This is a genomic window from Micromonospora sp. NPDC050417, assembly GCF_044458865.1.
Taxonomy (GTDB): Bacteria; Actinomycetota; Actinomycetes; order Mycobacteriales; family Micromonosporaceae; genus Micromonospora_G.
In genome coordinates this window covers 67,493-89,753 of the sequence record NZ_JBITIH010000022.1, presented here as the reverse complement: position 1 = coordinate 89,753, position 22,261 = coordinate 67,493, and the positions used below count along the sequence as shown (strand labels likewise).

General features: G+C 70.8%; 23 protein-coding genes. 14 read left to right on the top strand and 9 right to left on the bottom strand.

Annotation, left to right across the window (positions count from 1 at the left end):
• Window positions 1-67 precede the first annotated feature (67 nt).
• Window positions 68-844 carry an ABC transporter ATP-binding protein gene (locus ACIBF5_RS25790; protein WP_396815450.1) on the top strand — a complete coding sequence of 259 codons (777 nt, stop codon included), beginning with the start codon at window positions 68-70 and terminating at the stop codon, window positions 842-844.
• Window positions 841-3,411 carry an FtsX-like permease family protein gene (locus ACIBF5_RS25785; RefSeq protein ID WP_396815449.1) on the top strand — a complete coding sequence of 857 codons (2,571 nt, stop codon included), beginning with the start codon at window positions 841-843 and terminating at the stop codon, window positions 3,409-3,411. Before ACIBF5_RS25790 ends, ACIBF5_RS25785 begins: the two co-directional genes overlap by 4 nt.
• 108 nt (window positions 3,412-3,519) lie before the next feature.
• Here ACIBF5_RS25785 and ACIBF5_RS25780 read toward each other — a convergent pair whose 3' ends face one another.
• Window positions 3,520-4,482, bottom strand: coding sequence for an NAD(P)H-dependent flavin oxidoreductase (locus ACIBF5_RS25780; protein ID WP_396815448.1), 963 nt, complete (start codon window positions 4,480-4,482; stop codon window positions 3,520-3,522).
• 331 nt (window positions 4,483-4,813) lie between these two features.
• Between ACIBF5_RS25780 and ACIBF5_RS25775 the strand changes: the two genes are divergently transcribed.
• The 3 genes from ACIBF5_RS25775 to ACIBF5_RS25765 all read left to right on the top strand — a co-directional run bounded on the left by ACIBF5_RS25775 (window position 4,814) and on the right by ACIBF5_RS25765 (window position 6,474).
• A complete protein-coding gene (locus ACIBF5_RS25775) occupies window positions 4,814-5,362 on the top strand; it encodes a hypothetical protein (RefSeq protein WP_396815447.1) in 549 nt (182 codons plus the stop codon).
• A gap of 95 nt (window positions 5,363-5,457) precedes the next feature.
• Window positions 5,458-5,718, top strand: coding sequence for a DUF6244 family protein (locus ACIBF5_RS25770; protein ID WP_396815446.1), 261 nt, complete (start codon window positions 5,458-5,460; stop codon window positions 5,716-5,718).
• Window positions 5,719-6,033: 315 nt separating this feature from the next.
• On the top strand, window positions 6,034-6,474 hold the full coding sequence (locus tag ACIBF5_RS25765) for a hypothetical protein (RefSeq protein ID WP_396815445.1): 441 nt from the start codon (window positions 6,034-6,036) through the stop codon (window positions 6,472-6,474).
• A 74-nt stretch (window positions 6,475-6,548) separates the two neighbouring features.
• Here the strand turns inward: ACIBF5_RS25765 and ACIBF5_RS25760 are convergent, their stop codons facing one another.
• Together ACIBF5_RS25760 and ACIBF5_RS25755 are read right to left on the bottom strand one after the other, a co-directional pair.
• Window positions 6,549-6,761, bottom strand: a complete 213-nt coding sequence (locus ACIBF5_RS25760) for a DUF397 domain-containing protein (RefSeq protein ID WP_396815444.1) — start codon at window positions 6,759-6,761, stop codon at window positions 6,549-6,551.
• Window positions 6,758-7,663, bottom strand: coding sequence for a helix-turn-helix domain-containing protein (locus tag ACIBF5_RS25755; protein WP_396815443.1), 906 nt, complete (start codon window positions 7,661-7,663; stop codon window positions 6,758-6,760). Before ACIBF5_RS25755 ends, ACIBF5_RS25760 begins: the two co-directional genes overlap by 4 nt.
• A gap of 347 nt (window positions 7,664-8,010) precedes the next feature.
• Here ACIBF5_RS25755 and ACIBF5_RS25750 point away from each other — a divergent pair, with 347 nt between their 5' ends.
• Complete coding sequence (locus ACIBF5_RS25750) at window positions 8,011-8,367, top strand: hypothetical protein (RefSeq protein WP_396815442.1); 357 nt, start codon at window positions 8,011-8,013, stop codon at window positions 8,365-8,367.
• Window positions 8,361-8,921, top strand: coding sequence for a hypothetical protein (locus ACIBF5_RS25745; RefSeq protein ID WP_396815441.1), 561 nt, complete (start codon window positions 8,361-8,363; stop codon window positions 8,919-8,921). The genes ACIBF5_RS25750 and ACIBF5_RS25745 overlap by 7 nt, the downstream gene beginning before the upstream one ends.
• Window positions 8,922-8,940: 19 nt before the next feature.
• Here ACIBF5_RS25745 and ACIBF5_RS25740 read toward each other — a convergent pair whose 3' ends face one another.
• Window positions 8,941-9,903 carry a L,D-transpeptidase gene (locus ACIBF5_RS25740; RefSeq protein ID WP_396815440.1) on the bottom strand — a complete coding sequence of 321 codons (963 nt, stop codon included), beginning with the start codon at window positions 9,901-9,903 and terminating at the stop codon, window positions 8,941-8,943.
• Between the two features lie 182 nt (window positions 9,904-10,085).
• Here ACIBF5_RS25740 and ACIBF5_RS25735 point away from each other — a divergent pair, with 182 nt between their 5' ends.
• Window positions 10,086-11,621 carry a hypothetical protein gene (locus ACIBF5_RS25735; RefSeq protein WP_396815439.1) on the top strand — a complete coding sequence of 512 codons (1,536 nt, stop codon included), beginning with the start codon at window positions 10,086-10,088 and terminating at the stop codon, window positions 11,619-11,621.
• Window positions 11,618-13,084: an NADH-ubiquinone oxidoreductase-F iron-sulfur binding region domain-containing protein gene (locus ACIBF5_RS25730; RefSeq protein WP_396815438.1), complete on the top strand. Its 1,467-nt coding sequence runs from the start codon at window positions 11,618-11,620 to the stop codon at window positions 13,082-13,084. The genes ACIBF5_RS25735 and ACIBF5_RS25730 overlap by 4 nt, the downstream gene beginning before the upstream one ends.
• A gap of 66 nt (window positions 13,085-13,150) precedes the next feature.
• Here ACIBF5_RS25730 and ACIBF5_RS25725 read toward each other — a convergent pair whose 3' ends face one another.
• The gene (locus ACIBF5_RS25725) at window positions 13,151-13,696 is read right to left on the bottom strand and encodes a hypothetical protein (RefSeq protein ID WP_396815437.1); all 546 of its coding nucleotides are present in this window, start codon (window positions 13,694-13,696) and stop codon (window positions 13,151-13,153) included.
• A 367-nt stretch (window positions 13,697-14,063) separates the two neighbouring features.
• Here ACIBF5_RS25725 and ACIBF5_RS25720 point away from each other — a divergent pair, with 367 nt between their 5' ends.
• The 3 genes from ACIBF5_RS25720 to ACIBF5_RS25710 all read left to right on the top strand — a co-directional run bounded on the left by ACIBF5_RS25720 (window position 14,064) and on the right by ACIBF5_RS25710 (window position 16,340).
• Complete coding sequence (locus ACIBF5_RS25720; protein WP_396815436.1) at window positions 14,064-14,636, top strand: RNA polymerase sigma factor; 573 nt, start codon at window positions 14,064-14,066, stop codon at window positions 14,634-14,636.
• Complete coding sequence (locus ACIBF5_RS25715; protein WP_396815435.1) at window positions 14,629-15,687, top strand: CU044_5270 family protein; 1,059 nt, start codon at window positions 14,629-14,631, stop codon at window positions 15,685-15,687. The genes ACIBF5_RS25720 and ACIBF5_RS25715 overlap by 8 nt, the downstream gene beginning before the upstream one ends.
• An 89-nt stretch (window positions 15,688-15,776) precedes the next feature.
• Complete coding sequence (locus tag ACIBF5_RS25710) at window positions 15,777-16,340, top strand: hypothetical protein (protein ID WP_396815434.1); 564 nt, start codon at window positions 15,777-15,779, stop codon at window positions 16,338-16,340.
• 104 nt (window positions 16,341-16,444) lie between these two features.
• Here the strand turns inward: ACIBF5_RS25710 and ACIBF5_RS25705 are convergent, their stop codons facing one another.
• The 3 genes from ACIBF5_RS25705 to ACIBF5_RS25695 all read right to left on the bottom strand — a co-directional run bounded on the left by ACIBF5_RS25705 (window position 16,445) and on the right by ACIBF5_RS25695 (window position 18,931).
• The gene (locus ACIBF5_RS25705; RefSeq protein ID WP_396815433.1) at window positions 16,445-17,566 is read right to left on the bottom strand and encodes a MerR family transcriptional regulator; all 1,122 of its coding nucleotides are present in this window, start codon (window positions 17,564-17,566) and stop codon (window positions 16,445-16,447) included.
• 78 nt (window positions 17,567-17,644) lie between these two features.
• Complete coding sequence (locus ACIBF5_RS25700; protein ID WP_396815432.1) at window positions 17,645-18,511, bottom strand: hypothetical protein; 867 nt, start codon at window positions 18,509-18,511, stop codon at window positions 17,645-17,647.
• Between the two features lie 78 nt (window positions 18,512-18,589).
• Window positions 18,590-18,931 carry a hypothetical protein gene (locus ACIBF5_RS25695; RefSeq protein ID WP_396815431.1) on the bottom strand — a complete coding sequence of 114 codons (342 nt, stop codon included), beginning with the start codon at window positions 18,929-18,931 and terminating at the stop codon, window positions 18,590-18,592.
• A 16-nt stretch (window positions 18,932-18,947) separates the two neighbouring features.
• Between ACIBF5_RS25695 and ACIBF5_RS25690 the strand changes: the two genes are divergently transcribed.
• Window positions 18,948-19,109: a hypothetical protein gene (locus ACIBF5_RS25690; RefSeq protein ID WP_396815430.1), complete on the top strand. Its 162-nt coding sequence runs from the start codon at window positions 18,948-18,950 to the stop codon at window positions 19,107-19,109.
• Window positions 19,110-19,120: 11 nt separating this feature from the next.
• Here the strand turns inward: ACIBF5_RS25690 and ACIBF5_RS25685 are convergent, their stop codons facing one another.
• A complete protein-coding gene (locus ACIBF5_RS25685) occupies window positions 19,121-19,300 on the bottom strand; it encodes a hypothetical protein (RefSeq protein WP_396815429.1) in 180 nt (59 codons plus the stop codon).
• Between the two features lie 156 nt (window positions 19,301-19,456).
• On the opposite strand from ACIBF5_RS25685, the gene ACIBF5_RS25680 reads away from it, so the two are divergent.
• The gene (locus tag ACIBF5_RS25680; protein ID WP_396815428.1) at window positions 19,457-22,261 is read left to right on the top strand and encodes a LuxR C-terminal-related transcriptional regulator; all 2,805 of its coding nucleotides are present in this window, start codon (window positions 19,457-19,459) and stop codon (window positions 22,259-22,261) included.

Genomic DNA, 22,261 nt, shown 5'->3' with positions numbered 1-22,261 from the left:
CGATGTGCCGCCGGTCACCGGAAGGCGAAGCTTCCTGCGGAGTTGTAGAGCATCCGCTGGAGGATCGATGAGTTCGCGAAACCATGCCGTCACACCCGCACGGGAGGACCGGTCCCAGGCCGCCGTGGCTGCGGTCGACCTGGTCAAGGTGTACGGCAGCGGTGACACCGCCGTACGGGCACTGGACGGCGTCACGGTGGGCTTCGGCCGGGCCGAGTTCACCGCGATCATGGGTCCCTCCGGCTCGGGCAAGTCCACCCTGATGCACTGCCTCGCCGGCCTGGACACCGCCACCTCGGGACAGGCGCTGCTCGGCGGCACCGACCTGACCAAGCAGTCCGACCGGGCGTTGACCGCCGTACGGCGGGAGCGGATCGGGTTCGTCTTCCAGTCGTTCAACCTGCTGCCGCAGCTCACCGCCGAACAGAACATCACCCTGCCGATGGACCTGGCCGGCCAGCGCCCGGACCGTGAACTCCTCGCCCACCTGGTGCGGGTGCTCGGCATCGGCGACCGTCTGGGGCACCGGCCGAGCGAACTCTCCGGCGGGCAGCAGCAGCGGGTGGCGCTCGCGCGGGCGCTCGCGTCCCGCCCCGAGGTCGTCTTCGCCGACGAGCCGACCGGCAACCTCGACTCCCGCTCCGGCGCCGAGGTGCTCAGCTTCCTGCGCGAGTCGGTGCGCGACCTCGGCCAGACCGTGGTCATGGTGACCCACGACCCGTCGGCCGCCGCGTACGCCGACCGCGCGGTGCTGCTCGCCGACGGCAGGATCGCCGGCGACCTCCCCCGCCCCGACCACGCCTCGGTGACCGAGGCCCTGCACGCCCTGGCGGCGAACCGATGAGGGCGCTGCTGCGGACCCAGTTGGGCGGTGTGGCCCGCCGCCCGAGTCGACTGCTCCTGACCGGCCTGGCCGTCCTGGTCGCGTCGTTTGTCGTCTTCGCCGGGGTGCTGACCCAGCAGATCGTGGCCCGGACCGTGGAGGCGACCGCCGCCACCACACCGGCCGCGGCTGATCTGGTGGTGGGCGATGCCGAGGGGAACGCCACCACCGCGTCGGTCCTCCGGCAGGTGCGCGAACTTCCCGGGGTCGCCGAGGCGGCCGGCCGGATCGACACGGGCCTACAGATCGGTGGTTCGGGCGGTAGCTGGATCGGGTTGAGCGGCGACCCGGGGAGTGGCCCATTGGCGTTGGCCCGGGTGATCCAGGGCAGCTATCCGGACGCGGCGAACGAGATCGCCGTCACGCCCCGTACCGCCGAACGGATGGGGCTCGCTGTCGGCGCGGTCACCACCGCCCGGATCGAGCAGCAGGCCCCTCAGATCACGTTGACCGTCACCGGCGTGGTCGAGGCCGATCGTGACTTCGGGCAGGACGCGTACGCCCCGGACAGCTTCGTGTCGGCGCTCGGCGCCCAGGACTACGTACGGCAGATCGACCTGCGCCTGGCGCCCGGTGCCAGCCTGACGGCCGTACGCGAGCAGGTGAACGGCATCGTGGCGGCGGCCGGCGGGGATCGTCGCCCGCCGGTGCGTACCGGTGCCGAGGTGCGGATCGCCGAGGCCAAGGGGGCGGTCGACCGGCTGAAAGTGGTCTTCGTCCTGGTCGGCATGTTCATCGCGATCGCGGTGGCCGCCGCGGCGCTGGTGGCGACCTCGACCTTCCGGATCGTCTTCGCCCAGCGGATGCGGCAACTCGCGCTGCTGCGGGCGATCGGCGCGGGCCAGGGTGGCCTGGCCCGAGCACTCGCCGCCGAGGGGGCGCTCACCGGCCTGGTCACCGGTACGGTCGGCGTGGCGCTCGCGCTCGCGTTCGGGCACCTCCTGCCGCTGGTCCTGCGGGCGTTCGGCCTGACTGTGGCGTCGCCGGGAATTCCGCTGCTCCCCGCCCTGGCGGTGGTGGCCGGCGCGACCCTCATCACCCTGCTCGCGGTGCTGGCACCGGCGTTCTCCGCGGCCCGGGTCGCCCCGTTGGAGGCGCTGCGGGCGGCGAGCACTACCTCGGGTCGGCGTGACGTCGGCGTGGCCCGCTTGGTGATCGGTCTGCTGCTGGCAGCCGTCGCCGGGTTGTTGGCGTTCTGGGTGTTCAGCCACCGACCGGGGCCGAACCCGGAAAACTACAACCCCGTTTCGCTCCTGTCTCAGTTGGTCCTTTCCGGCACCCTTGCCTACTTTGCCCTGGTGGCACTGGGGCCGCTGCTGGTCCGGCCGGTGCTCTGGGTGGTGGGCTGGCCGTTGCGTCAGTTTGGTCCGGTCGGTCGGCTGGCGGTCGGCGGGATCGGCGGGGCACCCCGGCGGGCGGCGGCGGTCTCCGTGGTGGTCGCCCTCGGCGTGACGCTGATCGCCGGTGTCCTGGTCAACGGCGCGTCATTGCGGGCGCTCAGCGACCGGGACATGGCCATCTCGGCTCCGGCGGACTTCGAGGTCGTGGCCGGTACGAACGCGACCCTCCCGAACACGGTGGTCGAGGGTGCGCGCCAGCGTCCCGAGATCACGCACCTGACGCCATACCGCCGGCTCAACGGGCTGATAATCACCCGGGCCGACAGCAACGAGCCGGTGCCGGTCCCGCGCCCCGGCATGCCGACCTCCGACGCCAACGACCTCGACCTGGGCGCGTTGCCGGAGTTGCGCAAGCTCGACGTCCGATCGGGGAGCCTTGCCGACCTCGGACCGGGGCAGGTGGTGTTGACCAGGTTCGCCGCCAGTGACGTCAACGTGCGTGCCGGTGACCGGATCGTGCTGACCCGGGAGCAGCACACGGTCGAGGTACGGGTCGCCGCGGTTCTGCCCGGTATGACCCCGCTGGGCTCCAGAGTCGTGGTCGATCCCACTGACCTGGACCGGCTCGGTGCCCCGGCTGGTTACTCCGGGCTGCTGGCCGACGCGTCCGGCGCGGGCGAGGACGGTCGGACGGCGGCTCAGAAGGCGCTGCGGGAGTTGGCCGGGGGGAACGACGGGGTCGGCCTGACCGTGTTGGCCGACCAGCGGGACGAGATCAACGGGCAGATCAACGCGTTGCTCGGGGTGGCGGTTGGGCTGGTCGGGCTGACCGTGCTGATCGCCGTGGTCGGCGTCGGTGCCACCACCGCGCTTTCGGTGGTTGAACGGGTACGCGAGTCCGGCCTGCTCCGGGCCGTCGGCCTCTCCCGGGCCGGTCTGCGGATCATGCTTACCGCCGAGGCGGGGCTCTACGGTCTGATCGGCGCGACTCTCGGTTTGCTGCTCGGCCTCCCGTACTCCTGGTTGACAATCGAGGCGCTCGGCGCGAACGCGCCGCTGGAGATGCCGGTGCTACCGCTGATCGGGGTCTTCGTGGCGTTGGTCGTGCTGACCGCCGTCGCCGGGGTGCTGCCGGCCCGCCGTGCCTCCCGGGTCAGCCCCGTCACCGCCCTCGCTGCCGACGCCTGATCCGCCGTCCGGGTCCGCCCGGCTTCCATGAGCGTCAGGTGCTCAGCCCTCGACACATCGCGTGAAGGGTGGCTGAGCACCTGACGATCACGGCCTTCCGGGTGTCTGTCAGCGCCTTCCAGCTCTGGTCAGGGCATCCTCGGCCTGGGCGGCGAGGGTGGTGACCAGGCCGGCAGCGGCCGGCAGGTCGGTGATGAGGTCGACCGCCTCGCCGGCCCAGACCGGCAGCGGGGGTATCACGCCACGCGCCACGTCGTCCTGGTAGTCCCGTCCGGCCTGGGAGTCGCCGACGAGTTCTGCCTCGCGCCCGCGCCATCGATCGAGGTGCGGGTGGCCGAGGGTGCGGGCGGTGTACTTCGACGGCCATCGGGAGCCACGGACGATGTCCAGCACACTGCTGCGCTCGGTGTCCTGCCCCCGCCCTTCGACGATCTCCCTGGTGATCTCCGGAGCGACCAGGGCCTCGGTGGTGGCCTGGAATCGGGTGCCGATCACGGCTCCGGCGGCACCCAGGGCCAGGGCTGCGGCGATGCCCCGGCCGTCGGCGATCCCGCCGGCGGCCAGCACCGGCACCGGCGCCGCGAGATCCACCACGACGGGTACGAACGGCAGCGTGGACCGCCCACGCCGGGCTCCATGGCCACCGGCCTCGGTGCCCTGCGCCACGATGACATCGGCTCCCAGGTCCACGGCCTGCCTGGCCTCCTCCAGATCGGTGACCTGGATGATCAGGAGCGTCCCCGCTTGACGGACGGGTTCCACGAACGGGCTCGGATCGCCGAACGAGAACATGACCGCCGTGGGCCTGTACGCCAGCGCACGTTCCACCGCACCGACATCGATCGCCCAGGTCAGGAAGCCGACGCCCCACGGTTGGTCGGTGCCCGAAGCGACGATCGGCGCCTCGCGATCCAGCCACCCGCGATCTCCGTCACCCGCACCAAGCATCCCGAGGCCGCCGCCGCGAGAGACGGCCGCCGCCAACGCGCCACCCGCAGACCCTCCCATCGGCGCCAGCACGATCGGATGCCGCACTCCGAACAACTCCGTGAACCGCGTCGACAATGGCATTCGCCTCATCACTCCTGTGTTGTTGGCCGTCCAAGGGCGCCTGCCGAGGGTGAGTGGGCTTCACCTGTCGTGAGCCTGCTCCGGGCCCGGTTGGTTGTCATCAGGCATGGGAGTTTCCAGGGCGCGATCTGGAGTCGAACCCCATCCCTGACGCCGGCCACGAATGCCCTTCGTCGGCGTCCGTCCAGTTCCCATGATCGTTAGTTTCTCCGCCCCTCTGTGTTCGGCGTGTCGCGCGGCAGAGCATCTGACGATCATGGGGGCAGGCAAGAGACTGGCGGAGGCGGCTCGGCGGACAACGTTGGGCCACAGGCAGTAAGGGGTGTCGCACGTGGCGCGGACGTGGTTGTCGATCCGGGTGGAGTTGGTCTCCGGCAGGGGGGAGGACTGGTGGCCGCGGCCGGGGCGGGTGTTCGCCGCCGCCCGGTCGCACTCCTTCGCCCAGTTGGGCGACGCGATCGATGCGGCATTCGCCCGGTGGGACCGAGCCCACCTGCACCTGTTCACACTCGACGGTGGCGTACAACTCGCCACCACCCGGCACTGGGACGGAGATGAACCCGAGGGAACCCTCAACGACCGGGTCACCAAGCTGAGCCGGCTGAAGCCGGGCGAGCAGTTCGCCTACGTGTTCGACCTCGGCGACGACTGGGCACACCTCTGCACCGTCGCCCAGGAGCGAATCGACCCGCTCGACACCCTCGGGATCACCCCGGACGCACCACTGCCCTACTGGGGTTGGGGCGATCTCCCCGATCAGTACGGGCGGCGCTGGGACGGCGACGACGGCGAATCTGAACCGCCGAAACCACCGGCGAGATCCCTCGAAGATCTCCCGCCGCTCCTGTCGTGGTGGGGTCCGCGTCAGCGATCCGATTGATCCGGGGGCATGCGCTTCCGTGAACGTCTGCGTAAGCTCCTGCCCACTGAGCGTGTCCGGCTCGCCAGGCGGGCACAGTGGACCGGGGAGGGTTCATGAGTACGGCACAGATCGTCGCGCAGTTGAGCGCCGCGTCCCAGAAACTGGACGAGATCGAGCAGAGAGTACGCGCGGCCGTGGAGGAAACGAACGCTGCACGCGGCTTGGTCGCAAGCGCTCTCGAAGGTGGCTCCGGTCAACTCACCGGCATGTTCGACCGGATTCGCGAGGCGCTCGGCCAGGCGTCGAGCGTCACCGGCGTGACCAAGGAACACGTGCAGGCGACCATCGCCAAGGCGCAAGCCCTGGGAAACTAGACGGGGGTGGTGGCAGCACCACAAGCCAACCACCCCCAGTGGTAGCGGTGGAGTCGACCTCGGCGCGTAATGCCTCTCCTGAGTCGCGCGAACGTCGTGAAGGGGACACGTCTAAGCGAAGATTTCCGCCGGAACGTGTGAGTGCTCAATCCATTGGTTTCTGGGCGACTGCGGCAACGGCGCCATGGGTGGCGTTATCGGAGGTTGTTCCGCTGTTCCCAAAGATTCTAGGCGGGACGTTGCTTGCTGTCGCGGCAGCCGTTAGCGCTGGCAGGTCTTGGCTTGACAAGCGCGACGGAATACAGAGGGGTGAGGATGAGAGTAGATAAAAGGGTCGAGCCGACAGTTCGAAAAGCTATTCACGCCGCAGTCATACGTGACTTTCCGTTGCTGGAAGGGCAGCTTCAGAAGCTTCCTGACGACGAAGCTGTCCGTAAGGCAATCGAGCTGACTCTCGCGCTGATCTACTTTCTCATGGTGGACATTCACGAGGGCGAGCCAACTGACGCCGAGATCAGGGGCGTGGCTGCGGAGATTGCTCGGGCAGAGGCTTGGGCTCGCCCTGCGGATGCCGAGGTGACGGCGTTCCTGAGCAAGCTGATGAAGCGGGAGGCGTTCGCGCCTGAGGTGCCGGACGAGAATGTGATCATTCTGGCGTTCGTCTCGGCGGCGAACCTGCTGTCCTCCTGTCGTCGGGATGAAGAAGAGTGGTGGGACTACCTTGATCGTGCTGAGGCCGCGATCGAAGCGGCCTGAATTTCTGGTGGTCGAAAGAGGCGCACGCTCCGGGCCTGGTCCGTCGTCAGGCCCGGAGCGTTTTCAAGGCAAGATCAGAAGTCGAATTCGCCGTCCTTGACGCCGGCCACGAAGGCATCCCACTCGTCTCTGGTGTAGACGATGGTCGCCGCATCGGGCCGCCTGCTGTGACGCACGGCCACGCGCCCCGACCCGTCGGCCAGCGGACCGGCCTCCACGCAGCTAGCACTCGTGTCGGCGCTGTAGGTGCTGATGTGCCAGCCCACAGTCGGAAGGTTCTCGGTCATGACATTTCCTCCCCGATGCTCTTGATCAAGCGCGCCGAAGTGATCGGGTCGAGCGACGCTTCCCGTACTTCATCGTACGCGTCCCGGAACCGCTCGGACTTCGGCAGTTCGAAGTACATCTGTCCGGCCAGACTTTCCAGATAGCCAACCTCTGGGTAGGGGCGAGGCATCCGGAACAGCCAGAATGAGCCGTCGACGCCCGGGTGCAGCGCAACCGTTTCGGGCAGAATCCGGAGGTCAACCTGCGGGAGCCGGGTGACCTTGGTCAGGTGGGCGAGTTGCGCCCGCAGCAGACTCGGGCCACCAATCTGTCGTCGCAGCGCGGCCTCGTCGATGATCACCTCGAAGCTGATTCGGCGCGGTTCCTTCAGCACCAGTTGTCGGTCCATGCGGAGCGCGACGCCGCGCCGGATCTTTTCCTCGCTGACTTTCGGGCCTTCCGTGCAGCGGATCACCAGGTCGGCGTAGGCCGGGAGTTGAAACAGGCCGGGTACCACGGCGGCGTGGTAGGAGCAGACCGTCTCGGCGCGGGACTCCAGCCAGGGGAAGTCGATGAACGACGAGTCGACGATGTCGCCGTAATTGTCGTTCCAGCGATCGGTGCGCCAGACCTCCTCGGCCAGGCTGAGCAACTGGGCGCGGTCGGTCGCGCGGTGGAAGCCGTAGAGGTCGAGCAAGGCCAGCACGTCGCCGCGCTGGATCGGCCATTCCGCCAGCTCGTAGCGGCCCAGCGCGGACCGGTCCCGGTTGAGGTGGCGGGCGACCAACTCCAGGGTCATCCCGCGTTCCTCACGTAGCTCGCGGAGTTGTGCGCCCAACCACTGGGCGCGCAGGGTTCGGATGAAGGGCTTGTGGGGCACGGGTGCGTACACCTTTCTTGGAATGAGCGGGCTGGGAACCATTGCTCCCCCTCGACGGCGCTGGAAACGTGAGCGCTGGAGGAGGTGATGGTGGTTACCGGTCCGCTGCTTTTCCCACGGGGTGCACGCTCGTTACCGGTGACCGCGACTGTGCCACGAGCCGAGAAAGGTGACGAGGGTGGGCTTTGCGATGGGCAGTCGCCTACCGATCCTCGCCGGGCCTCTGAAGGAGTGATGAGTCCTTAACCGACTTGCCTATGTGTCTATCACGGGCGCGTTGATGATCGCGACCCCGTACCCGAATGAATTTCGACGCCGGCCGGCAACCCCGGTTGGTGGAACTTTCACGTGTTGAGCGAACGACTGACGATGGTGAAAGGGATCTTCGAATGGACAACCAACCACCGGAACAACGGTGGAAAATGATCAATAGGGCGGTGTTCGCGCCGCTTCCCCGGGAGGCCGTGGAGGCGGTCGCCGGTCCCGAGCGCGAACCCGATCTCTACGTGATCCATCTGTCAGTGGCGGCGCTCGACCTGAGGGGTGCGCTCCACATGGCCTGCGCGGTCGCCCGGTCGCTCGCCTTCCTACCCCAACTCGACATCGGCGCCACACACGTCTCCCAGGAGGACAACCAGAACGTACGGCACTGGGTCTTCTGCAACATGATCCTGCCCGGCCGTCAGCGGTGCGGACGCCGTGCGGACCACCACGGACCCTGCGACTCGGCCGGTGTCGAATGGTGATCCTGGAGGTGGCCGACGTTGTCGTCAAGGCGGCGCTGTGGGTGCTGTCCGGCCTGCTGTTCTGGCAGTGGATGCAGGAACGGCAGCGGCGGCGACGGCACGGGGCGCGGATCAGCCGGCGGATCGAGCGACTGGTGCGGAACACGATCTACGCGGCGGTGGTACGTGACCCGGCGAAGCTGACCAAGGCTTTGACCGAACTTGTGGACGGCGAGAAGGCGTCCAGAGCCGTCGACATCGCGTTCCGGGTCGTCGTCCGGGTGCTCTGGGACGCCCACCGGGGCGAGCCGAACGAGCCAGAGCTGAAGCTCCTCGCCCACGATATCGCCGCAGTGGAGACCTGGGCAGAGCTCACTCCCGAGCAGGTGCTCACCTTCCTCACCGAGACCACCGCCGAGGTGCCGTACGACCTGCGCACACTTCCCCCGGAGGAGACCATCCTGATGGCGTTCGTCGTGGCCGGCCACCTGCTCTCCGTCCACCGTGCCGCCGACGACCGGTGGTGGGACTACCTGGACCGGGTCGAGCGTCGGATCGAAGCCGGCCACCGTTAGCCGGCGTGGGTGAGAAGAATCAATCTCTGGTGAGCGGGCCTGGTGTGGCTGCCGGGAGCTTGTCGACCACGACCAGACTGGTGCCAGGGATGATCTCTTCGAGAAGTTTGCGCTGGCCGCTCTTGGTGATCCGGATGCAGCCGTCGGTGACGTTCTCGCCCAGCGTGTCGTCGTTGTACCAGGTGTGCAGTCCGATGTGGGCGCCGCGCAGACCAGCCGGCACCGCGTCCGGATCATCCGGCACCGCGCCGAGGGCGAACACGTCGGTGTTCGCGTAGACGTTGCCGACCAGGGCGGAGCGGCCGAGGACGAAGGTACGGCCGAGTGGCGTCGGGGTCTCGCGGGTGCCGAGGGTGGTCCGCCACGTCTGCACTGGTTTGTCGTCACGGAACCAGGTCAGCCGGAAGGTTTTCCGTTCCACCACGAGCTGGTCCCGCAGCGCCACGGTCTTCCAGTTGCCCGGCGGCACCCAGGCCAGGGTGCGGTTCGCCGACGGAAGCAGCACGCCCGCCCAACCGGATCGCCGCTCGACGATCGGTACGGTCAGCGGCACCCCGGCGAGGGTCGGGGCGAGGAAGGCCCGCGGTTTGCCGCCCGGGGCGTCGTACGCACCGACTTTCGCGGTGGGGTGGAGCCCCTCGCGGAGCCGTACCGTCGACATCGGATCCGGATCGGCGGGAAAACCGCCGGGTGCCGCCGCATAGTCCACCACTGGTAGGTTTGCCGGCGGCGGTATCGCGGACATCGATGGCTCGACGGTCGCCGGCGCCGTGTCCGCCGGGTCGACCGAGTCGTTCGGTGCTGGTGTCGGCGTCGTGGTCGGTGTTGCCGACGGCGGATCGGCCCGGTCGGGGCCGGTGGCCGAGCTGATCACCAGGGCCAGCGCGACCGTGCCGCCGAGCAGCGCGAGGAGGCCACCGGTGAGCAGCAGACGCGCGCGCGTCCGGGTCGGAGCCGGTGCTTCCGAAGGGACAAAAGGCACACATTCACTGTACGTGGTGAAGTTGCCCCATTGGGTAGTTCTCGTCGTTCGGTGACCGGCCGACCAGGTCGGACTCCGACCAGCAGTCGATTGTGAAAAGAAATCGCGTCAGCCACTCATCCGCCCGTTCCGTTCCTACGTACAACGTGACGGAAGAGCTTGGGTGGGAGATCGAGGAGCGTATGGCTCGGACACAGCAGATCCAGCAACCCGCCATTGCCCGGACCGTCACCACCCGCAGTGGCCCGACACGGTCCAAGGGCGCGATGGCCGTCCTCGGCGCCTCCGCGCTGGCCGCCTTCTGGGCCCTGGCCATGCTCACCAAAGCCGGTCAGGTCTTCTACGTCTACAGCTACGTCTACCTGGAGTTCTACGCCGGAGTCGTCGCCCTGGTCTCGCTGAGCATCACGGTGATGGCCGGCGTACTCGCCACCGACCGACTGGTGCTGCTGGCCCGGCACCGGGTGCTGCTCCAGTCCGCGCACCGGACCACCGGGATCATCGCGGTGAGCACGCTCGCCCTGCACATCCTCACCAAGGTCTCCAGTGGACGGGCGGCGGCGACAGACGCCGTCATCCCGTTCGTCTCACAGCGCGGGCTCTACGTCGGGCTCGGCACCATCGCCGCGTACCTGATGGTCTCCACCCTCTGGACCGGCCTGATCCGGGCCCGGTTCGTCGGGCGTGGCAAACCCTGGATGTGGCGGGCACTGCACAGCACCGCGTACGCGTCGTGGCCGGTCGCGCTGACCCACGGCCTCAACGCCGGCCGGGCGCCCGCCGCCTGGGTCACCCTCAGCTACCTGTTCTGCGTCTTCCTGGTGGTGGTCGCGCTGTTGGTCCGGCTCTCGGTCAGCCTCGGCCGCAAGCGCAAGGACCAGGGCCAGACCACCGGCTCGATCAAGCCGGTCGGCAGGACCGCACGGGACAGTGCCGAATCGCGCACCGTGCTCGCCGGTGCGACACCGGGCAGCGACGTACGGGTCAGTTGGGCCGAGCCGGCGAACGCGGGCAACCTGCGGGTGGGCCGGGCCGAGCAGGGCGTCACCCGGCGGAGTCGGACCGGAACCGCCGCCCGGTCGGACGAGACGTCCGGGCGCCGGTCGCGCCGCTTCGTCGTACCCGAGGTTCCAGAACCCGGCACCATCGGCGCGGACCCGGACACCGACGGCCCACGGTACGGCCGCCGCTGGTCGGCGCGGACCGACACCAGCACCGCCCCGACCACCCGTCGCCGCGACGACCGGGACAGCGGGCGCGACCACCTCGACGACGACCGGGGAACCGAACGGGACTACCGGCCGCGCCGGAGCGTCGAGGCGGAGATCGAAGCGGAGTACCAGCCCCGGCGCGGGGCGGCCGACGAGGAGCTGGACCGGGACTACCGGCCGCGCCGACGGGCCGACGACGACGCGGACCTGGACTACCGCCCACGCCGACGGGCCGAGGACGACGACGCGGACCTGGACTATCGGCCACGTCGCCGGGCCGAGGACGACGACGAGCGGGACTACCGTCCGCGTCGGGGCTCGGCCGAGCGGGAGCCGGTGGTCGACGACACCCCGACCCTGGTCAACCTCGACGTCCGGCGGGCGTTGCGTGCCGCCAGCAGCGAGGGTGGCACCGGATCGGGCCGTTCTGGGCGGCGTGGCAAGAAAGCCTCGGGAGACAGCGTGGACGAGGCGTACTGGCGTGAACTGCGAGGCGAGGCAAAGTGAGTCGGACCACCGTTCCACCCGTTGCCACCTTCGGCCCGGCGCGGCTCACCGCCGGGTTCAGCGAGTTCGGTCGGCTCGACCTGCTCGCCCACGAGGAGGTGCACGGCGAGGTCGACTGGCTCTCCATCGACGGGCTGATCAAGCTCACCGAGGGGATGCAACTCAAGGGGAAGGGCGGCGCGGGTTTCCCGTTCGCCCGCAAGGTCCAGGCGGTGCTCGACTCGGCGCGCCGGCAGGCGCTGGCGCCGGTGGTGGTGGTCAACGCCACCGAGGGTGAACCGGCGAGCTGGAAGGACAAGGTGCTGCTCACCCGCGCACCGCACCTGATCCTGGACGGCGCCGCGATGGTCGCGTACGCGCTCGACGCGGACGAGATCGTGATCGGGGTCGCCGACGACGGCATCGGCGAAGCCTCGCTGGCCGCCGCGCTGGCCGAACGGCAGATGCCGGTGCCGACCGGGATCGTCACCGTGCCGCACCGGTTCATCTCCGGTGAGGGCGGTGCACTGGTCAAGGGAATCAACGGTGAGGCGCACATCCCGCCCGGGGTGAAGAAGCGCGCCAGCGACTCGGGGGTCGCCGGCATGCCGACCCTGCTGTCGAACGCGGAGACGTACGCCCAGATCGCGATCGGCGCACGGCTCGGACCGTACGAGTACGCCGCGGTCGGCACCGAGGACGAGCCCGGCACCATCATGCTGACCGTGACCGGCGCGGCGAACCGGCCCGCGGTGGTGGAGTGCCCCGCCGGTACGCCGCTCGCCGACATCCTGCGTCTCTGCGAGGTGCCCGACGGGCCGGGTGTGCTGACCGGGGGTTACCACGGTCGGTGGATCAGTGCCGAGTCGGCGGCGAAGGTCCTCATCTCCCGCAAGGGTCTCGCGTTGGTCAACGGCACCCTCGGTGCCGGGATCATGATCCCGCTCGGCGAGGACACCTGCCCGCTCGGTGAGGTGGCCCAGGTGGTGCAGTACCTGGCCGGTGAGTCCGCCGGCCAGTGTGGGCCGTGCCGCCTCGGCCTGCCGGCCCTGGCCCGCTCGGTCGACCTGATCGTCGCCGGCACCGCCGCCGCCGACGTGGTGCGGGCCGCCGCCGGTGAGGTACGCGGACGCGGTGCGTGCAGCCACCCGGACGGCACCGCCCGGTTCGCGACCTCCGCATTGGAGGTCTTCGCCGAGGACCTGGCCGCACACGCGACCCGGGACGGCTGCGGCCGGCGGGTCAAGGGGGTGCTCGGGCTGCCGACCAGCCCGGAGACGGTCTCCTCCCGGCTCTCGGTGGACTGGTCCCTCTGCGACGGACACGGGCTCTGCGCGCACGTCGTACCGGAGTTCATCCGGCTCGACGGTAACGGTTTCCCGGCGTTCCCTCCCACGCCCGTGCCGACCTGGCTGGAGGCGGGCGCCCGCAAGGCGGTACGGATGTGCCCCGCGCTGGCGTTGCGCCTCACCGGCCCGAAGTAGGGGCCGTTGCCGGCGGTGCCGGTATGGGCGGCAACCCGTACCGGCACCCCTGCGACGGTGGTCCGATCAGCAGTAGCGGTTCACGTGGTCGGCCTGGTTTCGGTAGGGCGACACGTCGTTGTCTGTGGTGCTGCTGACGCCGACCGAGAAGAGGACCGGGTCGCTGCCGTGACCGGAGCTGGTGTGGTTGAGAAATGAGACCGAGCCGGTCCCAATGTTGTAGTGCACCGACTCGGTCCGGTCGTGCCAGCCCCAGGCGGCCAGGTCCTGCCACCCGCAACTGTTGAGCTGCCCGCGCGGGTAGGTGTAGTTGACGCCGTCGTAGAAACAGAACCAGCCGGCTGTGCAGTTGGGTAGGGCTGTCGTCTCCGACGGCGGTGCGAAGGCGATGATGAAGGTGCCGTCGGCATAGCTCACCTCGGTGGGGCTGATCTGCCGCCCGCCCGGATACGAGGCCAGATGCCGGTCGATCTCGCCCTGCACGGGGGACGGCAGGGCGTCTTCGGGTGGACCGGCGGTCGCCGGCGCCGCAGCGACGACGGTGGCGACGATCGTGGCGATCGCCATCGGGACGGTGACGGACCTGCTCCAGCGGCGGGGGGTGGGTGCCATTGCAGCCTCCTCGGTGTGTCGATTCCGTGGGGTGCCGGAAGGTCGGCCGGGCTGGGCGTGCAGGGCTGCTGGGGCAGCCCGTCCGGTCACCCGACCTTGGTCATATTCTGGCAAAGATGACCGTGAATGACTTGTCACGATTCACACTCATGTTTCTGCTGGTCGTCACCGCTTTGTCGGGCGTGGATCGAGGTTCTGTCGGATAACCGACGCCGCCACGAGGCGTCGTCACGCAGATCTGGTCCGGGCGGGACAGTCACAGCGGTGTCGGAGCGGACATATTCATGGTGGGAGGAACGACAAAGATCGCCACCGGTGCCGTCCGTGCACCGGCGGCGAGAGGCATCGATCCCTCGAGGAGAAGTCGGTGGGCGGCAACGGCAGCCGGGACGAGGCGTGGCACGACGCACTGCACCGGCGATTCTGGCCGGACGTGGTCCGGATGTTGATGCGTGCGTTGGGCGGCAACGAGGGCGAGGCGGAGGACCTGGCACAGCAGACCTTCATGACCGCGTGGGACCGGCGGTCACGGGTGCCGGACGAGCCGAGAGCGTGGCTCTTCGCCACCGCCAACAACCACCTGCGCAACCACCGCCGGTGGAGCCGCCGACACCCGCTGGCCCTGATCGAGATGGATGTGATGGAGGTGGTCGCCGGCGCGGCCGAGGGTGAGGAGAGCACGGTCGTCTGCGACCGGTTGGACCTCGGGCGAGTCTGGGGACAGCTCAAACCGGCCGAGCGGGAGGTGCTCCGGCTGGCGTACCTCGACGGACTCGACACCGCCGAGATCGCCCATGTACTCGGCCTCTGGCAGGCCACCGTACGCAAGCGGCGCTCCCGGGCGCTGGGCAAGCTGCGTGGCTGGATGTTGGTGGGAGACGCCGACCCGGTACTGACCGGAACCGGCCGTAGGGACACGGGGGAGAGCATTCATGGCTGAGGAGCGGGACGAGCAGACCGAGCGGCTGCTCCGACGACTCGTCGAGGCGAACGACCCGGTGCGTGGCCGGCAGGTCGCCCCACCTCGGCGCAGCGCCGCCGAACTGCGTCAACTGGTCGACCAGCGGCGGGCGGCCGGGCGGTGGCGCTTCACGGCCCGGCCCGGCGTACGGACCCGGCTGGCCCTGCCGGTCGTGGTGGTCGCGGTCGGTGCCCTGGCGCTGGTCAACGTCCTGCCCGGAGGAAGCGGCCGGCCCGCGTCGACCCGGGTCGCGATGGCGGCGGTGCCGGCCCTGCTCGGCGTGCAGTTTCCCGGCGAGGCGTCGCCGGCCGGGCCGTGGCTGCGGGAGTTGGCGGAACGGACCGCGCTGCTGGACGAGCCGCCCGGCGTCGGCCGCTACACCTACCTGCACGTGCAGAGCTGGTCGCTGGAGACGACCGCGACCGACCCGGAGGTGGCGAACGCGGTGGTCGCCCGGGACGAACGGTTGTGGTGGGCGGCGGACCGCTCCGGGCGTGAGGAGATCACCGTGCTGCCACCCCAGCCCCGGGATGGCGAACGGGCGAACTGGCTCGACGGACCTCCGGCCGACTCGCCCGAGCGGCGGCACATCGACTACCTCCCTGGTGAGCTGGCCGTGGTGGTGGAAACACCGGTGACCGATCCGGCGGGGCTGGCCGAACAACTCTCCGCGCACGAACCCTTCAGCAACGGCCCGCAGGCCGTGACCCGGGCGGTGGCCTCCATGTACCGGTACCACGAGATGCCCCCGGCGCTGCGTGCCGCCGTACTGCACGTACTGAGCGACACGAAGGGACTGGTCTACCGGGGGCGGGTGGTGGACCGGGCCGGCCGCTCCGGTGTCGCGGTCAGCGTCGACAGTGCCGCCGGTGCCACCCGGGACCTGGCCGTGCTCGACCCGGAGACCGGCGCGCTGCTCAGCTACGAGCAGTTGGCGCTGATCAGCCCGCCCCGTTCGGCCGTACGCGCACCCGCGGTGATCTCGTACGTGCTGTACCTGGCGCATCAGCGCACCGACCAGCTCAGCTGAACCGTCACCGTTGGTTCGGCCGGCGACACCGACCGGATTGACCGACGGGATCGATGGGTATCGTCGCAGTCGCCTGGGAGGGGGTCACCATGACGCAGACGTGGTCCGACACCGGACGGTCGGGGTTACGCGAAGAGGCCCGGCGTCGGCTGCGTCGCCGGCTGCTGGTCGCCACCCTGGTCGTCGCGCCGGTACCCGCCCTGGCCATCGTCCTCGGCGGGCTCGCCGCCGACCGGGACACCCCACTGGTCGACCTGCTCCTCATCGGCGCGGGCGCGATGCTCGTCACCGCCGGCCTGCTCGCCGCCGCATGGCTGGTCCAGCGACAACACGTCGATCCGCCCCTGGTCACCGGGGCGGACGCGGAGACGCGCCGGGCCGTACGCCGGGCGATCCGGACCGGGAACACCGACGACCCGAGGATCGACCTGCTCACGCGGGACCTGATCGCGCACAGCCCCCGGGAGGCGGCGGTGCCGTACCTGCTCGGCGGGCTCGCGCTGATCGCGTTGCTGTTGCTGGTGCTCAGCGACTGGGACACCGAGGACATCGTCCGTGGCCTGCTGACGGCGCCCTGCCTCGTCGTTGCCGCGTTCTTGGTCCGGGTGCGCCAGCGCCGCCTACGCGACTACCGGGGCCTGCGACGCGACTAACTCCCACCCCCACCCCCTCCTCGCCGATCCAGGGCAATCCGCGTCAGTTGAACTCTGACAACGGCGATCCGCCCTGGATCGGCGTCAGTGGTGGGGGTGCTCGCTCAGCAGCGGATGGGCATCAGCATCGAGAAGTTCTGCTCGTTCTCCGGAAGCCGCACGATCAGCGGTTTGATCGGCCCGTCCAGGTCGAGTACGAGCTGCCCCCGCCCGCCGGCGTCCAACGCCTCCAACAGGAACTCCCGGTTGACGCCGATCGGTCCCGACGTCGGATCGGCGGAACCGCCCACCGACGGCTCCTGCGCCGACCCGTCCGCGTCCAGCACCGTCAGGCTGCCGTCGACACCGATCGCCAACCGCGCGACCTCGCAGGGCACGCCGTCGTGTTCGCGTACCACGGTGGTGGTCGTAGCGGCGGCGAGCGCGGCGCGCAGCGCCGGTACGTCCACCACCACCCGTACGCCCCGGTCGCCACCGCCGAGCCGGTCACCGAGCAGTCGCCGGTAGTCGGGGAAGTCACTGTCCACCGGCCGGCCCCGCACACTCAGCCCGTCCGTGCTGACGCCGACCTCGGTGGCGCCGAGCACCACCGTGACCGAGTCGGACGCCCCCGTCCCCGAGGCGGCGAGCAGGGCGCGGGACTGGTCGACGAAGGCGACCGGGGCGAGCACCCGACGGGGTGCCCCGTCCACCTCGTGCGGCGTCGCGGTCGCCACCGCCAACCGGTACCGGTCGGTGGCGACCAGGCGCAGCACCGACTCCTCGACCTCGAACAGCACCGAGCCGAGTACGGGCAGCTCGGCGTCGTGGCCGACGGCGAACCGTACGGCGTCGAGGCCGGCGGCCAACTCCGCCCGGGTCAGCGTCAGGTGGGTGGATCCGGTCATCAGGTTCTCCTCATGGTCGAGCAGGGCGTGGACCCGGGAGAGTTCGCGACGGGCATCGGTGAGGCCGGCCTCCAACCGGCGCAGGTGGGCGTCGAGCAGGCGACGCACCACCGGCGGTTCGGACCAGTGCCGGAGCACCAGGCTGATCTCGGCCAGCGGCAGGTTGACCCGACGCAGCCGGGCCACCAGACGGGCCGGTCCGAGCTGCTCCTGGGAATACCAGCGGTAGCCGGTCTCCGGATCGACGACGGCCGGCACCAGAATTCCGGCGCCGTCGTAGAACCGGAGCGCGCTGACGGTCAGGCCGCTGGCACGGGCCATCTCCCCGATGCTGCGCATGTCGCTCTCCACGTCCGGTGATCCTGGGGGCTCGACCTGGTCGAGGGTCAACCCGGCGAATCTAGCCGGCGTGGCTGGTCACCGGCGTGGCGGCCAGTAGACGCCGAGCACGTCGTACGTGTCCGGCTGATGGCTGGAACGTCCCAGGTAGAACGCGGTGTCCCGATCCGGGCCGCAGATCCGGTCGAGGAACGCGGTGGTGAGCGCCACCCGGAGCCGATCGTCGGGGAGCCCGGCCAGCCGGTGCTGCAACGCCACGAACTCCCAGTCGCGGATCGTCTGCTGGTGCCCGGCGCAGTCGTACGCGGGGCACCGGTAGCGGTACGCCCCGACGAACCGGGGCGGGTGCAGCGGCCCGGGGTCCGGCGTACCGAACGGGTCGAGCCGGACGGCGTACCAGTCCAGCCGCCGGCGTTGCTCGACGGTCCAGCCGGGGTGCGGCACGAGCACGAGTTCGTCGACCCGGCGGGGCCGGACCAGGGCGAGCGCGGGGCCGTCGAAGTGCCGGCGGCACACCGACTCCCCGAGGTACGGTTCGAGCCACGGCTGACGCCACTGCCACCGTTTGAGGTGGTGCTCGCGAACGAGGGTGCGCGGCAGCGGTCGCCAGTTCTCGTGGCGGGAGTCGCCGGCTGTCGGGCGGGCGTCGACGCTGATGATGTCGTACGTGCCGAAGGCCGCACCCGGACCGAGTTCCTGGATCGGGATCGAGGTGAGCCGGATCCAGCCGGGGCGGAACGGGTCGGCGCTGATCCCGGCCGCGCAGACCGTCCGTTCGTACCGGTCGCCGGGTTCGGGAGCGGTCTTGACGGTGATCAGCAGGCGGAGCCGGGCCAACTGGTCGACGGCGGCTCGGGGATCGGGACCGGGTCCGGACAGCTCGCGATCGGCCAGCGGCGGTTCGGGGTGGCGCGCTCCGGGGCCGGCAAGGTCAAGCTGGGGCACGCGTACCCTCCGCCGAGCTGAGCGAATGTGGTGGTGCACCTACAACGTCACGAGCATGACATGGGTGACGGCTCCCGGTCACATGAGTGAAATCGCGGCGTACGGCGCCGAGGTGAAGGCCGGGGTCGTCAGGTCAGCACCCGGAAGGTGATCCCGGCGCGGACCAGACGCTCGGTCAGCGCCACACCCATCGCCACCGCCGGGGTCACCTGCCCGGCCCGCCGCCGGCCGTCGCCGTGCCAGCACCAGCGACACCGTCCGGTACGTGCCGGCCGAGGCGACGCCCCGTGCCCGCAGGTGACCGTCCACCGTGAGCGGTACGCCCTCGGGTAGCTGCCCGACGGTGAAGTGCACGCCCAGGTCGGCCGGGATCGAGTCGAATCCGCAGCCGTGCACGATCCGTGCCCCGTTGTCTCGCACCAACCATCGACGGCGCATGTTCCCGCCGGTTCGGGGTAAGCCCGGCCCCGAGGTGGTGCCGATGGTGTCACGCCCGTCGAAGATGGCCCTTGTCTGGACCGCGGTCGCGGTGCTGGTCGTCATCCTCGTCGTCATCGTGATCGCCCTTGCCGCCGACGGTGCCGGCGGCGGTGGGTGAGACCCGGTCGATCAGGTCACCGGCAGGTGGGCCGGCAGCGTCGGGTCGGTCGGGCCCACGGCGAGACCGCCGGGCTCGGGTGGTGGGTGGCCGAGCCGTGCTGGCGGCGTCGGCAGAGACAGGCCACGCTCCGCATCGACCTGGGGTGACCCGCGCCCGGCCGCGATCGGTTCGGTGTCATCGCCCCTCACATCACCTCTGTTCGGCGCCGACCGTTCGCGTCATCGTCGCCGATGAGCGGGTGAACCCGTCTCCTCCGGTAGGGGTGAACCGGGGCGGGCCGGGTATCCGGGGCGGGCCCGGACCGGAACGCCGGGCACAGGATCACTGCTTCGTGTCCCCGGGGGGTGGAACGGTTGCCTGAGGACCGGATCGAGGCCGGCGCCGCCGCGCCGCCGCGCCGTACCGGTGTGTCGAGGGACGGTCGCGCCGCCGCGCCGCCGCTGCTGGAGGCGAAGCTCGCGGTCGCGCCACTGCCCGGCGCGGTGGTCGCCCGGCCCCGGCTGCACACGCTGCTGGAGAACGGCTCGGCCGGCCCGGTCACGGTGGTCTGCGCCCCGGCCGGCTGGGGCAAGACGACCCTGCTCAGCTCCTGGTACCGAGCCCAGGACGAGGACCGGTCCCGGGCCTGGCTGACGCTCGAACCGACCGACGGCGGCGACCGCGTCTGGACGTACCTGCACGCCGCGGTCAGTGGCGCCGCCCCACCCGGGCCACCGCAGGCTGCGGTGTCCCCGGCCACCACCGACCGGGACTTCCTCGACCGGCTCGCCGTCGCCCTGGCCCGTCGCCCGGAGCCGGTGACGTTGGTCCTGGACGACTTCCACCAGGTCGACGACCCGACGGTGGCGAGCGGGCTCGACTTCCTGCTGCGGCACAGCGGCGACCGACTGCGTCTGGTGATCGGCGGGCGTACCGACCCGGCGCTGGCGCTGCACCGGTGGCGCCTCAGCGGTGAACTGACCGAGATCCGCGCTGCCGAGCTGGCTTTCACCGCAGCAGAGTCCGCCGAACTGCTCGCCGCGTACGGGATCAACCTGCCGCTCGACCAGGCGGACGAACTCCGCGTACGCACCGAGGGCTGGCCGGTCGGGCTGCGGATCGCCACGCTCACCCTGTCCCACCACCCCGACCCGGTTCGGTTCGTCGACGATTTCGCCGGTGACGACCAGGGCGTCGCCGACTACCTGTCGGAAGAGGTGCTCGCCGGCCTCGCCGACGAGGCGCGGGACGTCCTGCGGCGGTGCGCCGTAGCCGACCGGCTCTGCGGCGGGCTGGTCGACGCCCTCACCGATCGCCGCGACGGGGAGGAACTCCTCGCCGTCCTGGAGCGGGAGACCGGGTTCGTGATCGCCCTCGGCACCCGGCCGCCGGCCTACCGCTACCACCGGATGCTCGCCGACCTGCTCCGGGCCGAGCAGCTTCGCCGCCCCGCCGAGGAACTCCTCGACCTGCACCGCCGGGCGGCGACCTGGGCGGCGCACCGGGACCTGCCCGCGGAAACCCTGCGACACGCCCTCGCCGCAGGGGAGTGGAACCGGGCCACCGGTGTGCTCGTCGACCGCTGGCCCGACCTGGTCCCGTACGCACCGGCCCGGCCGGGTGTGCCGGCGCCGCCACCACCGCCGCCCGAGGCGGTACGCGCCGACCCGGAACTCGCCCTGGCGTACGCCGTCGACCGGCTGGACCGGACCGACCCCGCCGCTGCCGCCGACTACCTGCGTCTCGCCGAGCGGCACGAACAGTTGCTCAGCGGTCCGCGCCGGGACCGGTTCACGTTGATCACGGCCGCACTCCGACTCGCCTGGGCGCAGGTCGCCGGGGAGGTGCCGGAGGTGCTCGCCGCCGCCGCCCGGTTACGTGCGCTGGCCCAGCCACCCGGCGGTGCCGCCGGTCAGGCGACCGTGGACCTGCGGGCCCGCGCGATCGCCCGTACCGCCGCCGGTGCCGCCCAGCTCGGTGCGGGGGACCTGGCAGCCGCCGAAACCGAACTCGCCGGCGCGCTGGCAGACGCCCAGCGGGCCGGTCTGGCCCGCACGGTGCTCGCCTGCACCAGCCGGTTGGCCCTGGTCCGGGCGGTGCGGGGGGAGCTGACGGTGGCCGAGCGGGACGCCCGTTCCGCTGTCGCCACCACCGGCGACCCGGCCGGTTCGGCGCCGGTCGACCACGGTCACGCGTACCTGGCGCTCGCTGTGGTCGCCCTGCACCGGGACCGGCCGGCGGACGTCGAGACGAACCTGGCACTGGCCGGCAGCCGGGTCGACCAGGCCCGGGAACCCGCCGTCGCCGCGTTGACGGCACTGGTCCGGGCCCAGCTCACCCGGGACCGGGGCGACCTGCCCGCCAGCTACCAGCTTCTGCTCACCGGCCGCGCCCACCTGGCCGACCAGCCCCGGGCCGGCCGGCTCGCGAACTGGTTGCTCGCCGCCGAGGCCGACCTCTGCACCGCGCACGGCAACCTGGCCCGGAGCCGGGAACTGCTGCTGGCGCCCCTGGACACGGCCACCGGACCGGCTGAACCCCTCGCCGTGGCGCTGGCCCGCGCCTACCTCCAGGGCGGGGACGTGGCCGCCGCCGCCCGCACGCTCCCGGCCTGGTCCGGTCCGGCCGGCGAACCGTGGCTGCTGCCGTCACGGCTGGAGGCGGGGCTGCTTGACGCGTTGACCGCCCGTGCCGCCGGCGACCACCGCCGGGCGGCCAGGGCGTTGGAGGAGGTGCTCGCCCTCGCCGAACCGGAGGGTTTCCGCCGGGTCTTCACCCGGTCCGAGCCGCCGGCCCGTGACCTGCTCGCCGCGCACCTCGACACGGGTACGGCGTACTGGCCGCTACTCCGCGAGCTGATCTCCGTCGGCGAGGAGTACGCCGGCCGCGACGGCATCGGAGCGCAGCACCTCGGCGGGCGCGACGGCGACCGGCGTGAGCGGGGCGGCCGGCTCACGGCCTCGGTGCCCGGACTGGGTGAACCGCTCACCGACCGGGAACTCACGGTCCTGCGCTACCTGCAGAGCATCCTCTCCAACGTGGAGATCGCGAGCGAGCTTTCCGTCTCGGTCAACACGGTGAAGACGCACGTACGCAACATCTACCGCAAGCTCGACGCCACCCGTCGCCGTGAGGCGGTACGCCGGGCGCGTGAGCTGCACCTGATCTGA